This is a genomic window from Mesorhizobium sp. B2-3-14 (assembly GCF_006442175.1).
GTDB lineage: Bacteria > Pseudomonadota > Alphaproteobacteria > Rhizobiales > Rhizobiaceae > Mesorhizobium > Mesorhizobium australicum.
In genome coordinates, this window is record NZ_VFVP01000016.1 from 22,185 (window position 1) to 44,256 (window position 22,072).

At 62.4% G+C, this 22,072-nt stretch carries 14 protein-coding genes; 4 read left to right on the plus strand and 10 right to left on the minus strand.

Annotated features, from left to right (window positions below):
- Nucleotides 1-24: 24 nt before the first annotated feature.
- The 7 genes from FJ950_RS27595 to FJ950_RS27625 all read right to left on the minus strand — a co-directional run bounded on the left by FJ950_RS27595 (nucleotide 25) and on the right by FJ950_RS27625 (nucleotide 12,511).
- Nucleotides 25-1,917, minus strand: a complete 1,893-nt coding sequence (locus FJ950_RS27595; RefSeq protein WP_181171470.1) for a PQQ-binding-like beta-propeller repeat protein — start codon at nucleotides 1,915-1,917, stop codon at nucleotides 25-27.
- A gap of 468 nt (nucleotides 1,918-2,385) precedes the next feature.
- The gene (locus tag FJ950_RS27600; RefSeq protein WP_140620167.1) at nucleotides 2,386-5,778 is read right to left on the minus strand and encodes a Wzz/FepE/Etk N-terminal domain-containing protein; all 3,393 of its coding nucleotides are present in this window, start codon (nucleotides 5,776-5,778) and stop codon (nucleotides 2,386-2,388) included.
- Between the two features lie 330 nt (nucleotides 5,779-6,108).
- Nucleotides 6,109-7,125 (minus strand): glycosyltransferase, encoded by a 1,017-nt coding sequence (locus FJ950_RS27605; protein ID WP_140620169.1) that lies wholly within the window; start codon nucleotides 7,123-7,125, stop codon nucleotides 6,109-6,111.
- A gap of 49 nt (nucleotides 7,126-7,174) precedes the next feature.
- On the minus strand, nucleotides 7,175-8,155 hold the full coding sequence (locus tag FJ950_RS27610) for a glycosyltransferase family A protein (RefSeq protein ID WP_140620171.1): 981 nt from the start codon (nucleotides 8,153-8,155) through the stop codon (nucleotides 7,175-7,177).
- A 241-nt stretch (nucleotides 8,156-8,396) separates the two neighbouring features.
- Entirely contained in the window at nucleotides 8,397-9,569 is a 1,173-nt protein-coding gene (locus FJ950_RS27615) for a polysaccharide pyruvyl transferase family protein (RefSeq protein WP_246681392.1), read from the minus strand.
- Between the two features lie 122 nt (nucleotides 9,570-9,691).
- Nucleotides 9,692-11,002, minus strand: a complete 1,311-nt coding sequence (locus tag FJ950_RS27620) for a DUF4038 domain-containing protein (protein WP_246677791.1) — start codon at nucleotides 11,000-11,002, stop codon at nucleotides 9,692-9,694.
- A 60-nt stretch (nucleotides 11,003-11,062) separates the two neighbouring features.
- On the minus strand, nucleotides 11,063-12,511 hold the full coding sequence (locus tag FJ950_RS27625) for a DUF4214 domain-containing protein (RefSeq protein WP_140620176.1): 1,449 nt from the start codon (nucleotides 12,509-12,511) through the stop codon (nucleotides 11,063-11,065).
- A gap of 371 nt (nucleotides 12,512-12,882) precedes the next feature.
- Between FJ950_RS27625 and FJ950_RS27630 the strand changes: the two genes are divergently transcribed.
- The gene (locus tag FJ950_RS27630; RefSeq protein ID WP_140620318.1) at nucleotides 12,883-14,334 is read left to right on the plus strand and encodes an oligosaccharide flippase family protein; all 1,452 of its coding nucleotides are present in this window, start codon (nucleotides 12,883-12,885) and stop codon (nucleotides 14,332-14,334) included.
- Nucleotides 14,335-14,364: 30 nt separating this feature from the next.
- On the opposite strand, the gene FJ950_RS27635 is transcribed toward FJ950_RS27630, so the two are convergent.
- The gene (locus tag FJ950_RS27635; protein WP_140620178.1) at nucleotides 14,365-15,510 is read right to left on the minus strand and encodes a glycosyltransferase; all 1,146 of its coding nucleotides are present in this window, start codon (nucleotides 15,508-15,510) and stop codon (nucleotides 14,365-14,367) included.
- 135 nt (nucleotides 15,511-15,645) lie between these two features.
- Entirely contained in the window at nucleotides 15,646-16,923 is a 1,278-nt protein-coding gene (locus FJ950_RS27640; RefSeq protein WP_140620180.1) for a glycosyltransferase family 1 protein, read from the minus strand.
- A 196-nt stretch (nucleotides 16,924-17,119) separates the two neighbouring features.
- On the opposite strand from FJ950_RS27640, the gene FJ950_RS27645 reads away from it, so the two are divergent.
- Nucleotides 17,120-18,250 carry a glycosyltransferase family 1 protein gene (locus FJ950_RS27645; RefSeq protein WP_140620182.1) on the plus strand — a complete coding sequence of 377 codons (1,131 nt, stop codon included), beginning with the start codon at nucleotides 17,120-17,122 and terminating at the stop codon, nucleotides 18,248-18,250.
- Here the strand turns inward: FJ950_RS27645 and FJ950_RS27650 are convergent.
- Nucleotides 18,243-19,427 (minus strand): glycosyltransferase, encoded by a 1,185-nt coding sequence (locus tag FJ950_RS27650; RefSeq protein ID WP_051407744.1) that lies wholly within the window; start codon nucleotides 19,425-19,427, stop codon nucleotides 18,243-18,245. The two genes, FJ950_RS27645 and FJ950_RS27650, sit on opposite strands and share 8 nt — an antisense overlap.
- Before the next feature lie 293 nt (nucleotides 19,428-19,720).
- Between FJ950_RS27650 and FJ950_RS27655 the strand changes: the two genes are divergently transcribed.
- Nucleotides 19,721-20,593, plus strand: a complete 873-nt coding sequence (locus tag FJ950_RS27655; RefSeq protein WP_140620184.1) for a glycosyltransferase — start codon at nucleotides 19,721-19,723, stop codon at nucleotides 20,591-20,593.
- 13 nt (nucleotides 20,594-20,606) lie between these two features.
- Nucleotides 20,607-21,914 (plus strand): polysaccharide biosynthesis/export family protein, encoded by a 1,308-nt coding sequence (locus FJ950_RS27660; protein ID WP_140620186.1) that lies wholly within the window; start codon nucleotides 20,607-20,609, stop codon nucleotides 21,912-21,914.
- The last annotated feature ends 158 nt before the right edge of the window (nucleotides 21,915-22,072 follow it).

The window sequence follows — 22,072 nt, forward strand, 5'->3', positions numbered from 1 at the left end:
AACCGTGTTTTTGGAGCTCGAGTCCTACGGTCCGAAGACGAACAGCGCGCGGCCGGCCTCGATCGCGATGGCCTGCCGGCCGTCGACGGTGAACGAGATCGGAGCGGCTCTCGTCTCTCCGCCAAGCGGCACGCGCCAAAGCTCCTGGCCGGAGGCGGAGTCGAGCGCGAACAGCACCCCTCCGGAGGCGCCGAAAACCAGCCCGCCGGCGGTCGCCAGCAGGCCGCCGTAACCTGAGTCCTTTGCCGTGGGGGAGCGGAATTCCCATTTCCTCTCGCCAGTCGCAGCATCGAGCGCACGCACGGCCCGCACCGGCGGAGAAACCCACGCGGCCCCGCTTGCGACAAACAGCCCCCCCTCCCCTCGTTGGACATTGTCCGGATCGGTTTTCGTAAAAATCGATGCCCCTTCGGTCGTCGGCACGAAGACCAGCCCTCGGCCTTGGTCGAAGGCCGGATTTTGCCAGTTCGTTCCTCCGCCGCCCGGCCGTATGAGGCGCCCCTGGGTCGAAGCGCCCGCCGATAGGACCGGCCGCCCCGCGTGATCCAGGCCATCGGCCCAATTCTGCTCCACGAAGTTCACGCCGGTCAGGAATTCCCCGGTGACCCTGTCGAGCACATAGTAGAATCCGTTCCTGTTGGCCCAGCAAATCACCTTGCGTTTGACGCCGTTGATGGTGAGATCGGTAAGGATAGGCGTCTGGTTGGAGTCCCAGTCGTGTTCGTCATGGGGCGTGAACTGGAAGTGCCATGCGAGCTTGCCGGTGTCCGCATGCAGCGCGACCGCGCTATTGGTGTACAGGTTGTCGCCGGGGCGTACGTCGCCATTATAGTCCGGGCCCGGGTTGCCCACGCCCCAGTACACGAGATCGAGCGACGGATCGTAGCTACCCGTCACCCATGTCGGGCCGCCGCCGGTTTGCCAGGCGTCGTTCTTCCACGTCTCGTGCCCCGGTTCGCCAGGACCGGGGATGGTGTTGAATTTCCACAGCTGCTTGCCGCTCGCGGGATCGTAGGCCGCCAGAAATCCGCGAATGCCGAACTCGCCGCCGGCAACGCCGACCACGACGGCATTGCTTGTGGCCAGAGGCGCCCCGGTCATCGTGAAACCTTCGGAGGGCTTGGCTACCTGGGTTTCCCACACCTCCTTGCCGGTGTTGGCATCCACCGCGACGAGGACGCCGTCCAAAGTGCCCAGGAAGAGCGTGCTGCCGAGAACGGCAACGCCTCTGTTTACCCTGCCGCAGCACATCGGCAGATTATCGGGCAAAGGCCTGTCGTACTTCCAGATCACCTTGCCCGATATGGTGTCGAAGGCAACGATGCCGGCAGGAGGCACGCTGGTGAAGAGCGCTCCGCCGATGACAAGCGGCGTCGCCTCTAGAACACGGTCATCGGTGTCGAGCTGGCTGATCCAGCGGACACGAAGCCGGGGCACATTGTCCTTTGTGATTTCGGAGAGCGGCGAATAGCGCCGACCGTCCAGCGAACCCGAATAGGTCAACCATTGGCCCGAATTCGGAGCAATCAGATCGTCGCCCTTCACGCGGATATCAAGATGGGGCGCGTTGTCGTCGCTCGTGGCCGAAGTCCTGGCTTGGAGCGATCTGATATAGCTTACGACCTTCCAACGGTCGTCGAACGGCAGATCGGCGTGGGACGCCATGGAGGTTGCGGGAATACCGTCGCGCACGACCTTGTAGATGGCCAGGTCGCTGTCGCCGTGTCTGAGTGGCCGGTCGAGAAGCGGAGCGTGTGTCCCCGATCCATCGTGGCAGGCCGCGCAGTTCCTGCGAAATATATCGGCGCCGCTGGCGCGATCCTCCGCACTGACAAAAGGATTGCTGACGGCGGCATCCAGGGAGCGCCCTTCCGTCACCGTCGTGGTCAAAACGAACCCGCTCGAAGGGTTCGTCATCTGAAGAAGCTCCGACCAGGACAAGTCCGGAACTCCCCCAAACACCTTACGCGTATAGAGCTGGACTCTCCAGGTTAGTGAATGCCATATCTTTGTACTTTTCGCCTCATCTTCGGGCTTATGCATATTATTGTATAATACAAATCCACCCACCACTGCGATGAAAACAGAAATCATCGCAGCGTACAAAAATCGTAACTTCCATCTTCTCTTGGCGGAATGTGCCATCTATCTTGGCATTTTTCCTGTCTGCCGCACTTTACTGTCGTGCTTGTTATCACGCGAGCGAAGCGGTCACATCGAGACTCCTTTCCTGTCAGCCACCGACAGGAGTCAAGGACAGACACCCTTATCGTCCCGATACGGTTGGTCGACGGATGGTGCATGTCAAGGGACTTTCCCAGCAAGCGGGGCCCGCCCGCAAGAAATGCAAAAGGAGTAGCCGCACGAAGACGTAATCCCTAAGCCCTACGAATGGGCTCCTAGCCGCATTGCCGATCCACGCAACAAGAGTGGTAGTTCGCGCAGGAAAAGCCGGCTTGCCGAGGGCAATCCGTAGGCGGCGAGATGCTTTCGAGACCCTGCGGGAGCCCCGGTGATCAACACGCCGGCTATCGGTGCCCTGCCCGCACGCATCGACCGCACGAGGTCCTTCAGCACGTCCATGGAGGTTCTGCCCCATCCGGCGACCAGGATGATGCCATCGAGAACCGGGTTGACCGCCAATTTGGAAGATCCCGAAGCGAACGAGGGGAGGACCACGATGACAATATCGTACGATTGCAATTCGGCGAGGGCGCCGTGCATCGCCTGCGGGACAAGCAGTTCACCGGCGCTCGAAGACAAGCATGGAAGCAGATCGAACTTCCGGTTCGGCACAGACACTATGCTCGACGTGATGGGGCCTGCCGCCCGCTCGCCAGCGGCAGGCAAAGCCGTCAGCAGCATCCTGGTCAGATCCGGACGAGAGGAGTTCGCATCGAGGAGCAGCACGCGCTTGCCGGACATCGAGTAGAGCGAAGCGAGGTTGATCGCCGTCAAGCATTTGTCCTCGTCCTCCGCCGTCGATGTGATGCCCAGCCATTTCATGGGACGGGCGCCGCCGGCGAGGCTGATCGCGGTCTTGACCCGTCTGAGGCTGTGGCTGAGGGGCGAATATGGAGAATTCGTCACCTCGTCCGTTCGGCCGCCACGTCCTCTCCGTCCGAACGGCGGCAACTCGCCCATGCATTCCAGCCCAAGCCCCTCACGGACTTGCCGCGGCGAACGAATGGTCTTGTCGAACATGTTCCGGATGAAGGCTTGGGCCACTCCGACCATGATGCCGAAGAGAGCGCCGAAAGCCAGCATCAGCGAACGTCGCGGATGGCTGGCTGACGGCGATGGCGAAGCAGGCGTGATTACCCGCAGGTCGGCAATCGGATATGTTTCCTGGTTGAGCGAACTGGTGTGCGCCTGCAAGAAGTCGCGGTACATCTTGCGGTAGATGTCCGCGGTAAGATCGAGTTCTTCGAGCGTAGAGTCATGCATCTCGCCGCCCGCATTAACCATCGCCTTGTCCTGGACCGCCGCGTCGCCCGACGGTCTGCCGACGCTGTAGTCGTGCCGGGCGCGGAACTCCTGGGCGATCTGCGTGGCGTTGTTCATTTGGCTCCGCAATTCCTCGAGACGTTTATCGAGCCACGCGCCATCCTCATTGGCCACCGCTCCCTTGGTCCCCAGCTGTTCGAGCACGAGGGCGTTCGCGATGGCGTTGGCTACCCTGGCCGACAATTCGGGGTCGTGGGAACTGAAGGAGATTTCGATCGCGTAGGAGCCACCCAGCTGACGGATGTCGAGTCCGTTCTGAAAGGCCTGCATCGTATGGCGGGTGCGCCTGAATTCCGCGATCTCGGACGCCGTGCCGTCGGCGCTGCCCGAAAGCGGTTGTCCATCGCCGGCGGATTCAGACCCACCGGCAGCCGCTCTTGTCCGCAAGCCCAGCGTTTTCAGCACAAGCGCCCCGAATTGGTCAAACCGTTCGGCCAAGGTAAGACTTTGCGGCCGATTGAACGTCGCGTCGTCCCGCAGGTTGAGTGAGTCGATGACCATCATCGCGGTCCTTTCCGACCTCATGAGGGCGATCCGACTTTCGATCTGCGCTGTATCCAGGGACACGTTGGCTTCGCGCGGCTGCTGCTGAAGCAGCTTGGCGAGGTTCGGCTCGATGAGGATCTGGGTGCTCGCCGTGTAGGTCGGGTCCGTGGTCACGACGTAGAACCCCGCCGCGAGGAGGCCTGCCGCCAGGCAACCCGTGATGGAGCGCGCGTACAGCTTCAGGAAGCCGGTAATGTCAGAAAGGCCGATGAATTCGCGGTCAATGGGATTCTCCCAGCCGGACGCGGGCGGCCACTGCCCGGATATCGCCGCATGTCTGGCGACAGCCGGATCATCGATCAGTTCCGGGGATTGGTATCCCTGCAACGACCGTTCGCGGGCATGCCTGTTCCTGCGGGCGAGCGCCCTGGCTGAGGCGACGACGGCGAGTGCGATGAAGAAAACGATGCCGGGATCCGCGCTCCCGCCCGAAATAGAGGCGGCGACGATTCCTGCCAGGGCGCATGCCCGGACGGAGGATACCACCGCATCCGTTTCGCGATCGACGTAAGGCCTCAGTCCTCCCAGTCCACGGATCAGCACGCCCAGGAGCGTCGCCATCATCAGGCTGCCGACGAAGCCGAGCTGCGAGACGACGGCAATCGGCCAGCTGGAAGCGCGCGAGCTGCCGAACCCGACGCCCAGGCCGCTGGTGTCGGCGAAGGACTGGAGGCTCTTGACGTTCCAGTAAGTCCGTTCGTGACCGGAGTCCGTGCTGCCCTTGCTGATGATGGTCGAGTCGATGAGGTCGATGACCGGATCGAGGATCCGTTCATCGTAGACGATGATCGCCATCACCGCGCAGACCCCGATCGTCAGGAGCGCGACGATCAGGATTTCATCGGCAGTGACACGACCGGCCAGAAACGAACGTGCGAGGGAAAAGGCAACGGGAAGGCTCAGCGCGGCCAAGCCGACATATGCCGTCGACGACGTGGAAAGCAGCAGCAGCAGCAGCATGGCCGCCGACAGCCAGCTGGCCAGCCGAGAGCCTGTCTTGCGCCAGTAGACGTAGCAAAACGACAGGCACGCCAGGGACGCGCCGCCGAAGGCCGATGCTTCGGAATACGCTCCGGCAAGGCGGAAGAAACCCGACTGGATCTGGTCCGTGAGCATCGCGTAGCTGGCGGTCCGGATCACCAGCAGAAGGTCCCCGGCTCCCGCGAACTTGCCCGCCAAATCGAGCAGTCCCATGGTCACATGGAGGACGCACCAGACGAAAAAACCGCGCCGGATCTCGTCTGTCCTGTCCTTGTTGAGGAGCAGGACGCAAAGGGCGATGGCCGTGAGGCCGCCAAGAATGAAATATCCGGTTTGCGAGATGTTGGACGAGACCGGCCCGAGCGAGGCCTCTACTACGACGCCGTGGCGCGTGGTGGATTGCACGAACGCGCTGGTCTGTCCCGCGAACAGGCGCGGGAAAAGCCACGCTCCGGCCGCTGCATAAAACATAAGACCAATGAGAACCCATACGGGCCGGATCTTGCCGAACACATCGCCGAGGTCCTGCCAGATCCGCCTCCTGGCGGCGACCCCCATCAGCAGAAGAGCGCCGAAGAAGGTGTAGATAAGCGGCGACGATCCGCCCAGCGAACTGAGCGTCATCAGGGCCGTTGAGCCGAAAGCCAGCGATGCGACAAGCCCTACGATCAGAGGCGCCCGGTAGTAGTAGGCCAGCAGCAGCACCGCCGCGCAGACAACGAGACCGGCAGGCGAGATCTGCATCTGTCGTCAAGCCCGCCCGAGCCGGCCGCAGCCCTGCGTTTCCTTCATATGGCTGGCTCCCCGCGCATCGGCATGCATGTCATAGTTTCCTGGGCTGGCGACCCGCGATAATGTCCCGGTTCCGGGCGCGGCGCCGATGCCTGACTTTTCGGGAAACGACGCCTGGCCGGCAAGCGTGGCAATGGGAGTAGGAGGCGGCGACAAGGTTGAGCGCACTATCCTTTTGCCGTATTGCCATACCTCCATAAGCCTATCCATCGGCTCTTTCGGATCGTATGGACCTACTTCGACGACATGGCGCCGTCCGGCTCCGGGTTCGCGGCCGCCGCGTCACTGCGAAAGCAAGGACAGTATCTTTCGCCTGCGTGTGTATCTGCGCCAAGGATACACCCACTTCATGCGAAATCTGTTGCGCTCCCGATGGGAAAGACCCGCAACTATCTGCGCCTTTGGAGGGACCGGAAGCGTGACGCTGCAGTTTCGCAGCACCGACTCCGCCTGGCGATAGAATTTGTTGAAATACTCATCCCAAGGCCAGCCGGGTGCGTCCCACGGCTTGGGCGCGCCGACGAAGTGCCAGATCGTTGGCTTGAATCCCAGCTCGCGCGGATCCAACGCCATCATGTATTCGCTCTGATAATTGTAGCGAAGAGGCAGAAAGTCGACGTTTCCCTGCGCCGCGTGATTGAGCGCGCTTTGATCGGACGCGATGCAGCGGTCCGGATGCTCACGCAGAAACTTGATGGCCGACGATGCTATGGAATTCCACGCATTTTTCGATGCATATATTACGCCTGAATTGAAATATGCCGTCGGACTGCAGCCCAAATCTGTCAGATGGGCTATGTCTTTCCCTTTAGACAGGCTCAATTCATCAATGTAAATTCTCATGAAGTCCGGTACCGCCATCAGACCGTGCTCGGGCGGCGAAATTGCCAACAGGCTGTCGAGCTCGTCGTCCACCATGGTGTCGCCGTCGATGTACAGAAGGCGCCCGATATCCTCTTCCAACAACGAGCCGATCCACAACCGTGCCAGCGCTATCGGGGGAACGACGTCACGGTGAAATCGGGAGAGTTCAGCTAGCTGCGGGAAGCTCGCCGCCTTGATTGATATCTTCGTCCCGGAAACAGCCGCGCCGAATTGCTGTAACCACGCCTGTTTCGCATTGACGACGAACAGATAAATGGAGATGTCGCCGCCAGTATGGGCATCGGCGGACAATGCCGTTGCGAACGTCGGAAGAAAGTAGTTCTGGTCCGTGACCAGAACCACCGCCACCTTGCCGGAGGTTTTTTCGCGTTGGTTTTGTTGGGCAAATGGCAAGGTCACGATCAGATCCGACATCTATTGCCCAATCGATGTTGAGCGCTTTGCAAAATTCCGAGAAACACGGCTAAGGGCGCGTCGCTCCAAGAACCTCCAAGATGACCCGTCTCGCACGTTTGAGGGAGCCGTCCGCCGTGAACAGATGACCGATGGGCGGCAGAAACATGGAGGCCGGGTCAAGCCTCCGGCCGAATTTGAAAAGTTTGGCGCCGGCCGCGCGCTTGCCCCTTATCAGATGCGATAGTGCCGACCAGTAAGCGGCCGCCGCCAGATGGCGCCGGACCATGCGAAGAAGCGCCGGCGCGTTGGGCATGGTGCTGCCTTCGTGAGCAAAGAAGCTCTCCAGCACGGTTTCATACTCCTGCAGTCTGCGGAGCCCGTCCTGCCACATGACTTGAGAGATATTGGTCGTGTGTTCGCGCGTTATCGCCAGCGGCACGGACAGCTCCGCAACGGATCCGAAGCGGGCCAGGCGCAGAGCCATCTCCAGGTCGTCGAGCAGAGGGACGGACGGCCGATAGTGGCCGGCTGCCTTCTGCACCGATGTCCGCACGAGCATGGCATGGGCGGTCAGGTTGAATCTCATCTTCCGGCAGCAGGTCTCGATCAGCCGGTTGCCATCCGTCAGGGTCCAGCCGTCGGCCTGCGCAGACAGGGTGGGAAGGTCGTTCCCGACCCATGGCGCCATGTGCTTGCCCAGCACGAACGATACCTCCTTGAAGCGGTCGAGGAGCGCCATCCCAAGGCGAAGGGCTCCCGGCATGAGCAAGTCATCGGCGCAGAGGATCATGAAATACTCGGCGCGGGCCAAATCCACGCCTTCGTTGAACGAAGCATGGGAACCGACATTCACCGGATGCCAGATGGCCTCGATCCTGTCATCCGTCGCCGCCAGCCGATGCGCCACCTCGACGCTGTCGTCGGTGGAGGCGTTGTCGATGATGACGATCCTGACATCCTCGACTCCCTGGACAAGAACGCTTTGAACGCATTGCGGCAGGAAGTGCGCATAATTGTAGCAAGGGATGACAATGTCGACGCTGGCCATCAATCAGAACCTCCGATGAGGATGAGGATTGCCAGGCTCGCTGGCGTCCTTATAGGCTTCTTCAGCATTGTTTCCATCGATGATGTTGCTCGCACGAGTGAGACCGCAACAGACTAGCATTTCGACGTCATTGTTGACCTTCAGACGATGGATGTAGCCCCTACTCCTGGTCCGCAACTTTCGGATGAACGCCGTTGCGCATTGCCTGGAGGCGCAATGCGGGCGATCAACACCATGCGCTTCAACCGATCACGCCGGAGAGGAGGCAGGCGTCCTGCCTGTCGACCTGCTCCCTGAACTCGACGAGACGCTCGCCAATTGCCTGTTCGTGCTTTTCCCTGGCAGCCGCCAGCTGCGAAAACTGCGCGATCAACGTTTCGACATTGAAGGTCTCGACATGCTGGCAGTACTCGCCCAGGCCCATTTCTTCCATCAGCACATCGTTCTTCCTCGCGTAGCTCAGCGAGATGGTCGGCCTGCGCATCATCAATGCGCAGACGATGTTGTGGAACCGCGTGGCGACGACGATGTCGGTCAGCGCCATCTGCCCCATGACGTCGCCCAGCGAATGGACCTGTTCGTGCGCCAGCCTCGAGCCGGGCCGCAGGTCACCCACGGCCGCCCGGAGCGCGTCGACGGCGATGCTGTCTTCTTCGTCGCCTATGAGAAGCCGGACATCGTGGCCGCTGTCGAGGAGGTGGACGACGAAACGCGCCAGTTTGCCGATATAGCCGGTAAGGATCGACTGACCGCCTTCGGCAAAGCCGTACCAGCCGCGATAGGCCATGATGCCGACGCCCACCTTCAGCGCCTCCGGCCGAGTCCGAGGAGATCGAATTGGCGCGGGCAGGCCGAAGGCGAGGTCTGGATAGATCGCGTCTCCACGGGTGTCGAAGCCGACGCTTTCCATGAATTCCCTGGATTGCAGGTCGCGGTAGGACCGGTAATGAGCCAGGCGGGCCGCCGACGTCATCAGCAAGCGGCTCAGCCGGTTCCTGATCGGGCCGGCCCCGATGCTGACAAAGGCGATGCGCGTGCCGACGAGGCGAGCGGCGAGACACCATTTGAGGATGTCGTAAGGCATGCCCGCCGGCCTCTCCCCGAAATCGTCCAGGATTCCGGTGCCTGGGAAGATCATCACGTCGGACTTGCGGATGCGGCTAACCGTCTGCGCGAAATCGGCAAGTTTTCCGGGGATTTTCAGGAGCAGCCGGTTGATGCGTCCGGACAGGCCCGCCGCAGGCCCGTTCCGCCGGATCGGCGAGGTCTCGATCCCAAAAGTCCGTTTGACCACCTCGGGTTCGCCGCAGACGCATGAAAGGTCCGCCTCGGGCCTCTCTCTCCTCAGAAACCCGACCATTGCTTCGAGCGAACCTTCATTGCCGAAATTGCCGGAGCCGAAGAGCCCGAACAATGTTATTCTTCGCGGCGCCCGGAGCACCTCCGTGCGGTGGCCGCTTGGCTGACGGGACGCCGCTCCGATCGCACCGGTGCTCGCCAGGCTGTCAAAGCTGTCTGCGGCGTCGTTCCTGGCGGTCATTGGCTTTGTACCGGTTGCGTACGGAGTTCCAGCATCCAATCGGTGTGATCGCCTTTTGGCGGCACGAAATACCGGACATTCATGGAAAACGGTGACCCGGGAGCCGCCTCGCTCCCTCCCGTGGAAGGATCGATCCAGCGAGCCGAGACTTGCGGCCCGGCGAGCTTTTCAAGGTCGAGGGTAATGCCCCTCCCGTTGGGAAGGTAGACGAGTGCGAACGACCCATCCTTGCTCCGCGCCGACATCGTCCGGGCGTGGTAGCTGCCCTGTCCCGCGATGAGGAAGTCGTTTCCCGTATCAGGTTCGAGTTCCCACCATCTGATCGACGAAAAATATTGATGGAGAACCTGCATGCTCCTGGCCCCCGGACTGTCGAGCGCCTGCTGCCAGGTCGTGTCCGCCGGCCAGAGGCCCGGACCGCCGAAGTGCCAGATCGGGTTGTTGCCGAATATTTGCCCCGAAGCGCCGGAAAGAACCGCCTGGTAGGCCTGCACCCGCACGCGGTGCGCGTCCGCGCCGAACTCGTTTTCGTAGGCGCTCTCCATCAGGAAATACGGCATCTCGCCCGAGGCGTGCTGGACAAGCGCCGCCGCGTGGACGGGCTCGTAGGTGTAGACATTGTCCACGGAAAGCCACGGTTCGCCCCGCCAGTAATCCAGAGCCGCCGTTTCGGGCGCGTTGTGCACGGTTTGCAAGGCATTCGGGTCGATTTCCCGGATCCCTTCCGCGACCGCCCTGACCAGGCTCTTGTCCGGCGGATTGTAGTCGCCGCCCTCCACCCAGATGATGTTTCCGAGGCCGCCATAGCGCTGTCCGACGAATCGGCCGTAGGCTCGCAGGCTTTTCTCGCCGCCGGCGGCCATCTCCTGGTACCAGCCCTGGTCCCCTCCGCCATAGCCGAGATAGGAAGGAACGAGCAGCACCACGAAACCGAGATCGCGCGCCCTGCGCAAGACCCAGTCGGCATGCCTGAAATAGGCTTCGTTGGGGGCGCTGAAGTCGCCATCGCGAAGGAAAGGGCGGTCGCCATAGGCATTGGCGGGAGCGTTGCGGGCAAAGCGATGCTCGATGAGGTTGATCAGCACGGTGTTGAACCCGCGTGCCCGCCGGTCACGAAGGTAGACATCCGCATCCTCGCGGGTCAAATCGGCGATCAGCGACCACGCGGCGTCGCCATTGATCAGAAAGGCACAGCCGGCAGCGTCTTCCAGATATCGCTTGCCGGGTTCCACGCGCAGAGGGAACGGCTGCTGGGCCGCCATGGGCGCTTCGCAGGCATGGCCGACCAGGGTCGTCGCAGCCAGCATGCAAAATGCGAGACCACAGAAGCGCAGATCCATGACGGTCCAGACCTCTTCAGCCGCAGGCTAGTTTGCCATTTCGGCGGCGGGGGCCGTTTTCGCGGTCGCGGCGAGGTGGACGGCATACTTGTCGGTGAATTCGCTGGAGGTGATCATGCCGCGGGCTATGGAATCCCTCGACATCGAGCCGTCCCGCAGCTGTTTGGAATAGACGTCCAGCCCGTACCCGTCGCCGTCCCTGTCCATGAGCAGCCGGTAGAGGAAGCCGACATAGGCACGGTCGCTCAGGCCGATGATGCAATACTTCCTCAAGAATTCCCGCGAATGCATCAGGTCGATCATCATTTTGGGGACATCGGCCGAGCCGTCGTCCAGGGCAGCGGACCACCGTTCGATATCTTCATCGCTGGCCTTGCGCCCCAGTATCAGGCAATGACTAAAACTCGCCTGGCGCATGGTGGCGGTCACGATCTTGCCGCTGTCCGCGAAATCGCAGCCGCGCTCCGGCCTCGGCAGCGGCCGCGGGCCGAGTATCAAGTCCCTCACCGCAATGTATGCGGCCTTAGGCCCTGCCGGGCTCCAGCCGCGCTCCGCCGAGCCGACAAGCCTGACCAACCCCATCGATGCTTCGAAGTCGGGCGCCCAATAGGTTTCATCCAGAAGCTCATAGATGTGAGCGGCTTCCACGTTGTACTTGGCCTGCAGCTGGCGCAGCCGCAGCATGGACTGCATCAGTCCTTCGGCCTGCTGTCTTTCGCTTTGCCGGCTTCCGTAAGGATTGTTGAATTCGGTGACCCAGATCGGCTTCCCGTAGCTGGCGAGCACCTTGAAGGCGGGCTCGGGATCCTGGCCATACATATGCCAGACCGAGATGTCCCATTTGATGCCGTCCTGCTTCATTCGTTCGAATGCCCCGGTGTGGCCCCACCCCGCAGTGCCCATCGCCTTGCGAATGCCCGGGTCGACTTCGCTCATGCCGTCGGACAATCCCTTCAGGACGGCGCTGACCTTGGCCCAGCGCGGGCCGAAATAGTCCAGCACTCCGGTGCCGCCGGCCGGACCCCATTCGCAGGGATATGTGGTGCCGTCATCGCGCTTCTCGCAAGCTTGGATGATGGCGTAGTTCTCCGTCTCGTTGCCCAGTTCCCAGGCGCGGATGTCATCCTTAAACCGGGATCCCAATGCGACCGCCAGAGCGCGCGTCTTGGCGTAGAGCTCGTCGGTGTTGTCTTTATCAAGGTCGACATTGCCGGGGGTGATGACGGGCAGCACCTCGATGCCGTGCTGCTTGCCCTCCGCCACGATTTCCGCCAGCCTGTCCGCCGAGGAAAGGTCGGAAATGTTCACGCGGTAGGACTTCATCCCCAGGTCTTCGAGGTAGTCGAACTGACGCTCGACCGAGATGCCTGGATAGGCCGTAATCGGGTGGCCGTTAGCCCCCCAGAGAATGTCGCCGGAGGCCGACGAGGCCATGGCGAGCAGGCAAGCCGCCCCGATCAACGCACATTTCAACATTTTCAGTGGCCCGGTTCTCACGAGGCTGCAACACTATCCTCGTCGCGGGTCGCAACAATCTGACTATTGGGAGACCGGCTTCATCCGCCTTACGTCTTTAGAATGCGGCTCATAGCCTTTCGGCCGCTATGGGCGACGGCGGCACCCCAGTACGGGCGACCGCTTCGGGACCTTCTCGCGATGCAGGGCCTTGCTGCCGCAGAAGCGGCCTCAGGCGCGCGCCCTTCGATCTCAACCGAATGTGGGACGGACCTACTTCCTTTTGGCTTCTACTTCGGACCGCCGGCCTATGTTCTCCTGCCTTGGGAGGCGGGCAGACCAGACGTCATCGTCCGGCGCTTGTTCACTCGCAGCCGGCATCCAGGATCCTCATGAGCGTCAAACGCGCACTTCTGCTGAGCACGGGCGATCGTTACATCGTGATCGGCTTGAACTTTGTCACCGTCGCCGCCGTTTCCCGCGTCCTGACCCCCGAGGAGATCGGCATCTCGGTGATCAGCCTGGCAATCCTCGGCATCGCGCTGTCGGCGCGGGAATTCGCCAGCTCGAGTTTCATGATCCAGCGTCCGGTCCTGAGCAGGGAGGACATCCGCGGGACCTTCAGCCTGATGCTCGCCCTCACGGCGGCAATCGCAGCCTTTCTGGTTGTGGCCGCTCCGGCGCTCGCGTCCTCCTTCCACGAAGAAAAACTGGTGCCTTATCTTCGGCTGGTGTCGGTGTGCCTGTTCGTCGAATTGGTGCCCATCCAGGTCGTCACGCTGATGCGCCGTGAAATGGCTTTCGGAAAGGTCGCCATGATCAACGTTGCCGGGGCGGCGACAGGCGGAGCTGCTACCGTCGCGCTGGCGCTGACCGGGTTCAGCTATATGAGCTTTGCCTGGGCCTGGCTGGCGAGCAGCACGGTCACCGGCGTGTTGGCCCTAGCGCTGCGCCCGGATTTCTGGATGTTCAAGCCGACGTTCAAGCAATGGCGCAGGATAGCCGCGTTCGGCGGGTACAATGGCGCCATCGTGTTCCTATACAGGGCCTATGAGGCCTTGCCCCTCCTGTTGCTCGGCCGTGTCCTGTCGCCACATGCGGCGGCGCTCTTCAGCCGCGGGCTGACGGTGTGCCAGATACCCGACAAACTGATCCTTGGCGGAGCCATGGCGGTCGTGCTTCCGGCTTTTTCCGCCTCGGCCAGGCAGGGCGGGGACCTTAAACGAACCTACCTACATGCCATTGAAATCATCACCGGGCTTCACTGGCCGGCATTGCTGGCCGTCGCCGCGCTGTCCTATCCCGTCGTGGACATCGCGCTCGGCCACCAATGGCAGGCGGTTGCACCGCTGGTGCAAGTCATCGCGCTGGCGTCTCTTTTCACCTTCAGCTTCGAGCTGAACCATCCCGTGATGATGGCGATGGGCTCGATCAGGGACATGTTCGTAAGGTCGCTGATCGTCATCCCCGTCTCGGCGGTCGTCATGACGACCGCGGTCCTGCTTGCCGGACTTATGGGCGCGGCGCTGAGCCTGATGTTCATTGTGCCGTTCCAGGCCTTTGTGTCCTTGAGTTTCGTGCGTCGCAGGCTTTCGCTGCGGTGGGACGAGATAGCTGTCGCCGTCCGAAAGAGCGGCGTCGTCGCCGCGTTGACCACACTCGGCCCGCTGGCCATGGTCGTTGCCGGCGGCTTCAGCTTCGACCTGTCGTTGGGACAGGCGATATTCGCCGGGTGTCTTGCCGCGGCCGGCTGGCTGGTCGGAGTGTTCGTGACCGGCCACCCCTTGTTCGACGAAATAGTCAATGCCGGTCGAATTTTCCGCAATGCAGTTGCTCCGACATAATTGTCGGCGCCATTGCAGCGGAAGGCCGTTTCACGCCTTTCCTGGAATTGCCCCCGCAGCCAGCACGTCCCTCCATTGCTGCAGGAACCGATCCTTGGTTGCAGCTGACGCGGTGTCGCGCAGCGCGCGGCTTGTTTGTGTTTTCTCCGCGGCGCTTCGCGAAAGCGCTCTCCCCATCACCTCCGCGATCGCGGCGGGATTATCCGGCTGCACCTGCGAGCAAACGCCCCCGACGGCCTCCACGAGGGCACTGCCAGCGGACACGATCGGCAGCAGTCCCATATAGGCGGCCTCCAGCGCCGGCATGCCGAAACCTTCGAGAAGGCTTGGCAGCACGAATGCCTCGGCATTTGCGTAGAGCCAGCGCAACTGCGCGTCGGGAACATATCCCATGAGCCTCACACCCGGGACGGCGCCCGCGAGTTCCGCTATCTCCGCATAGCCGTCGCCGCGCGTTCCGCACAAGACGTATCCGACCCCCTGGCGATGGAAGCCGCCGTCTCGATACGCCTTCAGGGCGGCGACCTGGTTCTTGCGGGTTTCGAACGCGCCGACGGTGAGAAAGAACGGACCGTTTAAACCGGGGACCGCCTCCGCCGGACCATCGAACAGTTCGGTGCGCAGATAAAGCGGGATTGTCTTCAGGAACCGGAAGCCGGACCCGAAAAGGATCTCGAAGTGGTGCGCCGAGAAATTGCTGACGAAAACGACGCCTGGCCCAACGCGCCGGATCTTCTCGTAGGCAAGACGATAATTGGCGCAGGTCCGTTCGTCGTAGAGTTCGCGATGCGTCAGCGGGCCAACATCGTGGCAAAGGACAATGTCGTTCTCGCTCAGGCGTGACCTCAGGACGTAGAGCGGGTCCAGGAACAGCCGGGTGCCGCGTTCGTCGACCTTGTCACGGATCAGGAAGATTTCGCTGTCCTGGAGCCAGTTGATCTCCAGCATCATCAGCCGGGCGACAATCTTGCGGACCAGGCCCTCGGGAGCGAAGGAACCCAGCCGCCAGTGCCGGATCCCTGCCCTGCCGGGGACGAATTCCCGGGTCAGGTCCTTGGCGATGTGATAGGCCCCGGTCCTGTTCAGGATCGACAGCGAGTTGTCGAAGAGAAGCGTGCCGGCGGACGCCAGTCCGCCTGGGGCGCGTAATCCGCGCGGATCGATCCGTTTGTTCATCGTGCCCCTCTTCACACTGCGATCTGACAGGGAGCTATGCCGCTCCAGCTATAGTTCCGCTCCCGCGCATGCATAACCAACCGTCCGCTCTCGCCGCTTCGACTATCCCGGCAAGGTCGGTCCCTGCCGGGCCGGTTACCCGCTGAACTCCCCGAAGTCGGCGTCGACTTGAACCATGAGCTCGAGGTATTTCCATGCGATCCATCGCCAGGAGTAACTGCTTGCCCTGGCGTATCCCTTGGCGACCAGCCGCTCCCGCAAATCCGGGGTGAGCATCAGCAGGCGGACGGTTTCGGCCCAGGATTGGATGTCGTCGGGATCGGCATAGAGAGCCGAATCCCCACAGATTTCGGGCAGACAGGGCGAGGTCGAGGCCACGACCGGGCAGCCCGAGGCCATCGCCTCGACGGCGGGCAGCCCAAACCCCTCGATGCGCGACGGGAACAGAAAGCACAGGGCGCCTTCGAGCGCCTTCTTGAAGTCGTCGTCCCCTATCCGCCCGAGGAAGACTATGTTCCCGGGCATTTCCGGGAGGTATCGCAGGATCGTTTCCTCGTCGACATCGCCTGGCATCCAGAGATCGAGACCCATGGCGTCGAGGAGCGGGGCAAGCCTGGCGAGAAGCGCCATGTTCTTGTACTCCTGGTCCCGCCTTCCGAGACAGAGAACATAGGGTCTGCCGCGGTCGACGGTCAGGGACGATCTCGCCGCATCCCATCTCTTCGCATGGTCGCTGCCATTGTAGGTGACCACGATGTTTTCGTCCGGCGCGATGCCGAACGCCAACAGGTGGCTGCGCGAGAGCTGCGAGACGGTGGTGATGCGGGCGGCCCGCCTGCCGAGCGCCGGCAGGATAAGGCGGTGCGCCAATCGGAAACCCCGCCCGTAGCTCGACGGCATGAGCCTGGTATGCATATCGTGGATACACGCGATCTGGCGCCTCAATGCGACGGGAGCGAGGTTGCAGAAGCTCAGCAATCCTCCCGGTACATGCCAGGGCAACTGGGCCTGCACCCAGAATTGGGGGAGACGCGGCTTGCTGAATTCAGGCACGACCCGGACAGGGATGGCGTCGAGGCGGAAGGTTTCGGGAAGCGGACGCGGCACCACGAGATCGATCTCCAGGTCGCGGCCAAGCGGATGCCCTTCCGAAATGAGAGCGTCGAGGGCCATGGTCACTTCGCTGGCGTAGCGGGCCACTCCGGTCGGCCGAAGTGTCGTGAAGTCCCCGTTTATCGTCCAGCGCCGCCTCGGCGCTTCCCGGTCCGACCACGTCCATGCCGAATGCCCGATCAGCGATCCGGCGTCCCCGGCAAGCGAGGTCGCCAGCGGTGTCCTGGAGCGGTGTCCATTCAAGCGGCTGGCCGATCGTGCCGGTGGCGATTCTGTCGTGTCGAACTCGATTTTACCCATCTCCGCCTCCCCGGGCCGTCTCGGCGCCCTGGACCAGACTAGCATCGCGCGAGGCACGAAGGTCCTCGAACGTTTGAGGTAGGCAGACTGCCAAACCTCGCCTATCCGGATGATTTCCGGGTTACCCGGATGACCCGATGGCCATGGTGACCCGCCGCCTTGGAGGCCCCACACTGGAAGTTCAAAGGGGGACGGCATGGCGCGGCGTTGGACAATCAATGGGCGTTTTCTTTCACAGCCGACAACAGGCGTCCAGCGTTATGCGCGCGAGGTCGTCCGTTCGCTCGACGCTTTGCTCGCAGAACATGGGCCCCTCGCCCGCGGTCTCGACGTTCGCCTGCACTGCCCGCCCGGGTCGCAGGAGATCCCGCTCGCTTTCATCGAACGCGTCGAAATCGGCCGCACGAGCGGCCACGTCTGGGAGCAGACGCAACTCCCCTCATCCCTCGGCGGCGGCGGACTGCTCAGCCTCTGCAACACGGGACCGCTGCTTTCCCGCAAGCATATCGTCTGCATCCATGACGCGAACGTCTGGAATGCTCCGCAGAGCTATTCCCTTGCCTTCAGGAGCTTGTACCGAACCTTGCTGCCCAGTCTCGGCAGAACCGCGTGGGGCATTTCGACCGTTTCCGACTATTCGCTGGGCGAGTTGGTCCGCCGCGGCGTCGTCCTCGCCCACCGGGCCTTCGTAGCCCCGAACGGCCATGAGCATGTCCTGCGATGGATGCCTGAACATTCCCCGGCAACCCGGCTGGCGGCCTCGCCGGAAACCATTGTCATGATCGGCAGCGCCGCCCCCCACAAGAATGTGGAACTCATCCTGAACATGGCCGAGCGCCTTGCCGCGGCCGGCCTCAGCATCGCAATCCTCGGCATGTCGGACGCGCGCGTCTTCAGGTCGGGATCCGCCAAGGCCAAAGCGCAAAACATCCACTGGCTCGGCCGTATTTCCGACGGGGAGCTGGCGGCTCTCCTTGGGGATTCGCTCTGCCTGGCTTTCCCCTCGCTCACCGAGGGCTTCGGCCTTCCCGCCCTCGAGGCGATGGCGGTCGGCTGCCCCGTGGTGGTGTCGGACCGCGCCAGCCTGCCCGAGGTCTGCGCAGACGCGGCGCTTTTTGCGCCGCCCGACGACCCGGAAGCATGGTTCGACCGTTTTATGCAGCTGCGCGATTGCGAGGACAAGCGGACCCAGATGATACGCCGGGGACGAGCGAGAGCCTCAGCATTTGGTTGGCAAGCGACGGCCTTGCGCTATCTCGAGGCGATGGCTGCAGCCGACGGCGTCGACACGCAAACGAAGGTCGTCCGAATACGCGAACTCACATGATCGCGTGAAGCGCCTGGACGGCCCCGAGCGATTCCAGGATGGCGCGATCGAAGTTCTCTTCGGAAAAGCGTCCCGCATTCCTGGCGCAGGCGCGGGGCGTCATGGCGTGGCTGTTCTCTTCGAACCGTTCGACCGCCTCCTTGAGGTGATCCACCGTCTGGGCCTTGAACAGCACGCCGGTGGGCTCGGGAGACGACCCAAGGCGCTGCACGATGTCGACCGCTCCGCCGCGGCCGAAAGCGATCAGCGGCGTTCCGCAGGCCTGTGCCTCGGCCAGGGCTATGCCGAAGTCCTCGCAGCCGGCGAAGACCATCGCCTTTGCCCGCGCCAGGGTGTCCACATAATCCTGCCGGGGCAGGTATCCGGAAAAAGTGACGTTCGGGCCGGCAAGTGCCCGCAGGCTGGCCGATTGCTGGCCTTCGCCGACGATGACCAGGCGCCGCGACGGCATCTCGTTGAAGGCCCGGATGACGAGGTCGGTGCGCTTGTAGGGGGCGAGGAAGGACGCCGAGACATAGTAGTCGTCCTTGTCCTCCACGCAGGGCAGTTCCTTCAGCGAGACCGGAGGGAAAACGACGCGCGCCTCGCGTCCGTAGATGTGCTGGATCCGCGAGCGGACATAGTTGGAGTTGGCCAGCATGAGGTCCGGGCCATGCGCGGTTCTGGTATCCCACGTCCTCAGGCGATGGAGCATGTAGCGATAGAGCATTCCCTTGGGGCCGAAGCCAAGCCGACCCTGCTGAAGATAGGAAAACTGCTCGTCCCAGGCGTAACGGACCGGGCTGTGCACATAACAAAGATGCGGCTGGTCCGGCCTGGTGATCACGCCGCGCGAAAATGCCGCCGAAGACGAGATCACCGCGTCGTAGCCCGTCACGTCGAACTGTTCGATCAGGAAGGGACAAAAGAAGAAAAGCGACCGATAGAATTTCTGCACCATCGGGATCCGGTTGGCCGCGGACGTATGGAATTCCACGTCGTGGAAATATTGCTCCTTCACGTCGGCCGGCAGGAAATCGAAAAGCGTGAAGACTTCGGCATTGGGGAGCTGCTTGCAGATCTGCGCCAGCACCCGTTCACCACCCCGGAAATTCGGGCACCAGTCATGAACGACGGCTATCCTCGCATATCTGTCGACGTCGAGCCTCGGCGCAGCCGGCACCTCCTCGATGGGCATATCGACCCTGGCCGCAAGGGCCAGATCGGAAGCGCGTTCGTGGAGCATGGTTCCCCCTTGCCTCGGCAGGCCAGCAGTCTCCATTCCTCGCAACGACCCCGGCAAGTTCTCCGATCGGCTACAGGCTGCTCCGGGCGCATGTTCGGCTAATACTTATGGCTGCGGCCGTTCGCCGGGGATACTCCGAAAGCCGGAGCCAGGGGGTAAGCCAGGCTCCCTCCGTCTCCTTTTATGCAGGCTGTTTCGACCCCGTCACCGGTCTAGGGTCAGCTGGAACCGAATATGGACCGGCCATGAAACTCATCGTGATCATCCCGACCCTCGGCCGCAACGAACAGGTCGCGCGCCTGCTCAGCTATCTGAGCGGCCAGACGAGACTTCCCGACGAGGTCGTGTTGTCGGCGCCCGACGCCACGCATGTCGAATTGCCGGAAAGCTGTCCCTTCCCCGTGTCACTCGTTTTCGGGCCGAATGGGCTGGCCGCCCAGCGCAACACGGCTCTCGTACCTGCCCTGGGGCGCTCCGACATCATCACATTCTTCGACGACGATTTCGTTCCATCCGCCGAATATCTGGAGCAGATCGAGAAAGCTTTCGCGGAAAATGACGGATGGGCGGTGGTGATGGGCATGGTGGTCAGGGACGGAGCCACCAATGCCGGCCTCACCTGGGAAGCCGCCGAAGCCGCCTTGCGGGAAGCCGAGGGCAAGAAACATGAGGGACCGCTGGTGGTCGACCATGTCGGCGCATACGGATGCAACATGTCGCTCCGCTCCTCGCTTGTGGGAGATCTGCGTTTCGACGAGCGCCTAGTCCTCTACGGCTGGCAGGAAGACATCGACTTCACCAGCCAGATGAGATCCAAGGGGCGCGTGGTCTGCGTGACCTCGATCTCGGGCGTCCATCTCGGCATCAAGACGGGGCGGGTGAGCGGAGAGCGGTTCGGCTACTCCCAGGTCGCGAACGCGATCTACCTGGTCAGGAAAGGCTCCGTTCCGGCCTCTTTCGCGCTGCCCCTGATGTTCAGGAACATCGCGGCCAACCTGGCGAGGAGCCTGCGGCCGGAGCCGTATGTCGACCGGAGGGGCAGGCTCAAGGGCAACATGCTTGCGATCCTGCATGTCGCCATGGGGCGAATCGAACCCGAATACATCCTGAAAATCTGAGGCGGAAAAGACAATGCGGAAATGGCTTGTAACGGCGTCGGCTTCCTTGGCGGCGGCGACCGCCTTCGCCTTGCCGGCGATGGCTGCCGAGTATCTGCTCGGACCTCAGGACAAGGTCAGGCTCAAGGTCTACGAGTGGCGTGCGTCGCGCGATGTGATCTTTGAATGGACCGCTCTCAACGACGATTTCGTTGTCGGCGCCGACGGCACGCTCTTCCTGCCATTTGTCGGCCAGATACGCGCGCAGGGCACCTCGCCGGGCGACCTCGCCCGCGCAATCGGCGACCGCCTGATGCAGCAGATGGGCCTCGGCCGCCATCCGGATGTCGCCGTCGAGATCGCCCAGTACAGACCGTTCTACATCGTCGGCTACGTCACGCAGCCCGGCGAATTCCCCTACAGACCCGGACTGACGGTGCTGCAGGCGCTGGGAATCGCCGGCGGCCTGCGGACGCGCGAGGATGACATCCCGAGGCTCGAGCGTGAGGTCATCGCCGGCCAGGGCGACGTGGGCCTGTTGGCGCTGAGCAGCGTCACCCTGCTCGCGCGCAAAGCGCGGCTGGAAGCCGAGCAGGCCGGCAGCGACGACATCGCGTTTCCTGCGGAGCTGAAGGACAGGGCTTCGAACGCAACGGTCGCGGTGGCGATGGAGCAGGAACGCAGGATCTTCGCCGTCCGCAAGGAAGCGATGACAACGCAACTGCGTTCGCTTAGCGAACTCAAGGATTTCCTGGAGAAGGAACTGGACTCGCTCCAGCAGCAGCTGACTTTCCGCGACAAGCAGATCGAGCTTATCCAGAAGGAATTGGCAGGCGTTTCGAGCCTTGTCCAGAAGGGGCTTGCGGTTGCACCGCGGGAGCTCAATCTGGAAGGGACGGTTGCCCAGATGCAGGGCGACAGATTGGCCGCCGAAACCTCGCTCTTGCGGGTCAGGCAGGAGATAAGCAAGACCGACATCGAGATTCTCAATCTCAACAACCAACACGCCAACGAGATCGCCGCGGCCTTGCGGGAGACGCAGTCGCAGCTCAATGAAGTTGTCAGCAAAGCCGAGACCGCATCGCAGTTGCTGCACGAAACCGCGGTCACGGCTCCTGCCCTGCTTGCGCTCAGGGAACACGCCGAAAGGGCCAAGCCGATCTTCAAGATCGTCAGGATGACGGCCAATGGTCCGCAAGAACTGGCGGCCGAGGAAACGACATCGATCGAGCCGGGCGATACCGTGAAGATCGAGATACCCGCGCCGACATCCGCCTTGTCCGCCCTCCCCGCGGATGGCGAGATTCAGGGACAGGCGCTTCCGATCCAGAACACCAACTGATCAAGCCCGCACAGCTTGGGCTCGGGCGGCAGCCTGCCGCCCGAGCGTCGATCGATTGCCTGCGAGCAGCTCTCGCTGTTTCATGGAGACGCAGAACCGCCGCACAGTGTTGCGCGACATGCGTCAGAGGATACGTACTCGCCGGATCGCAAGCGGTT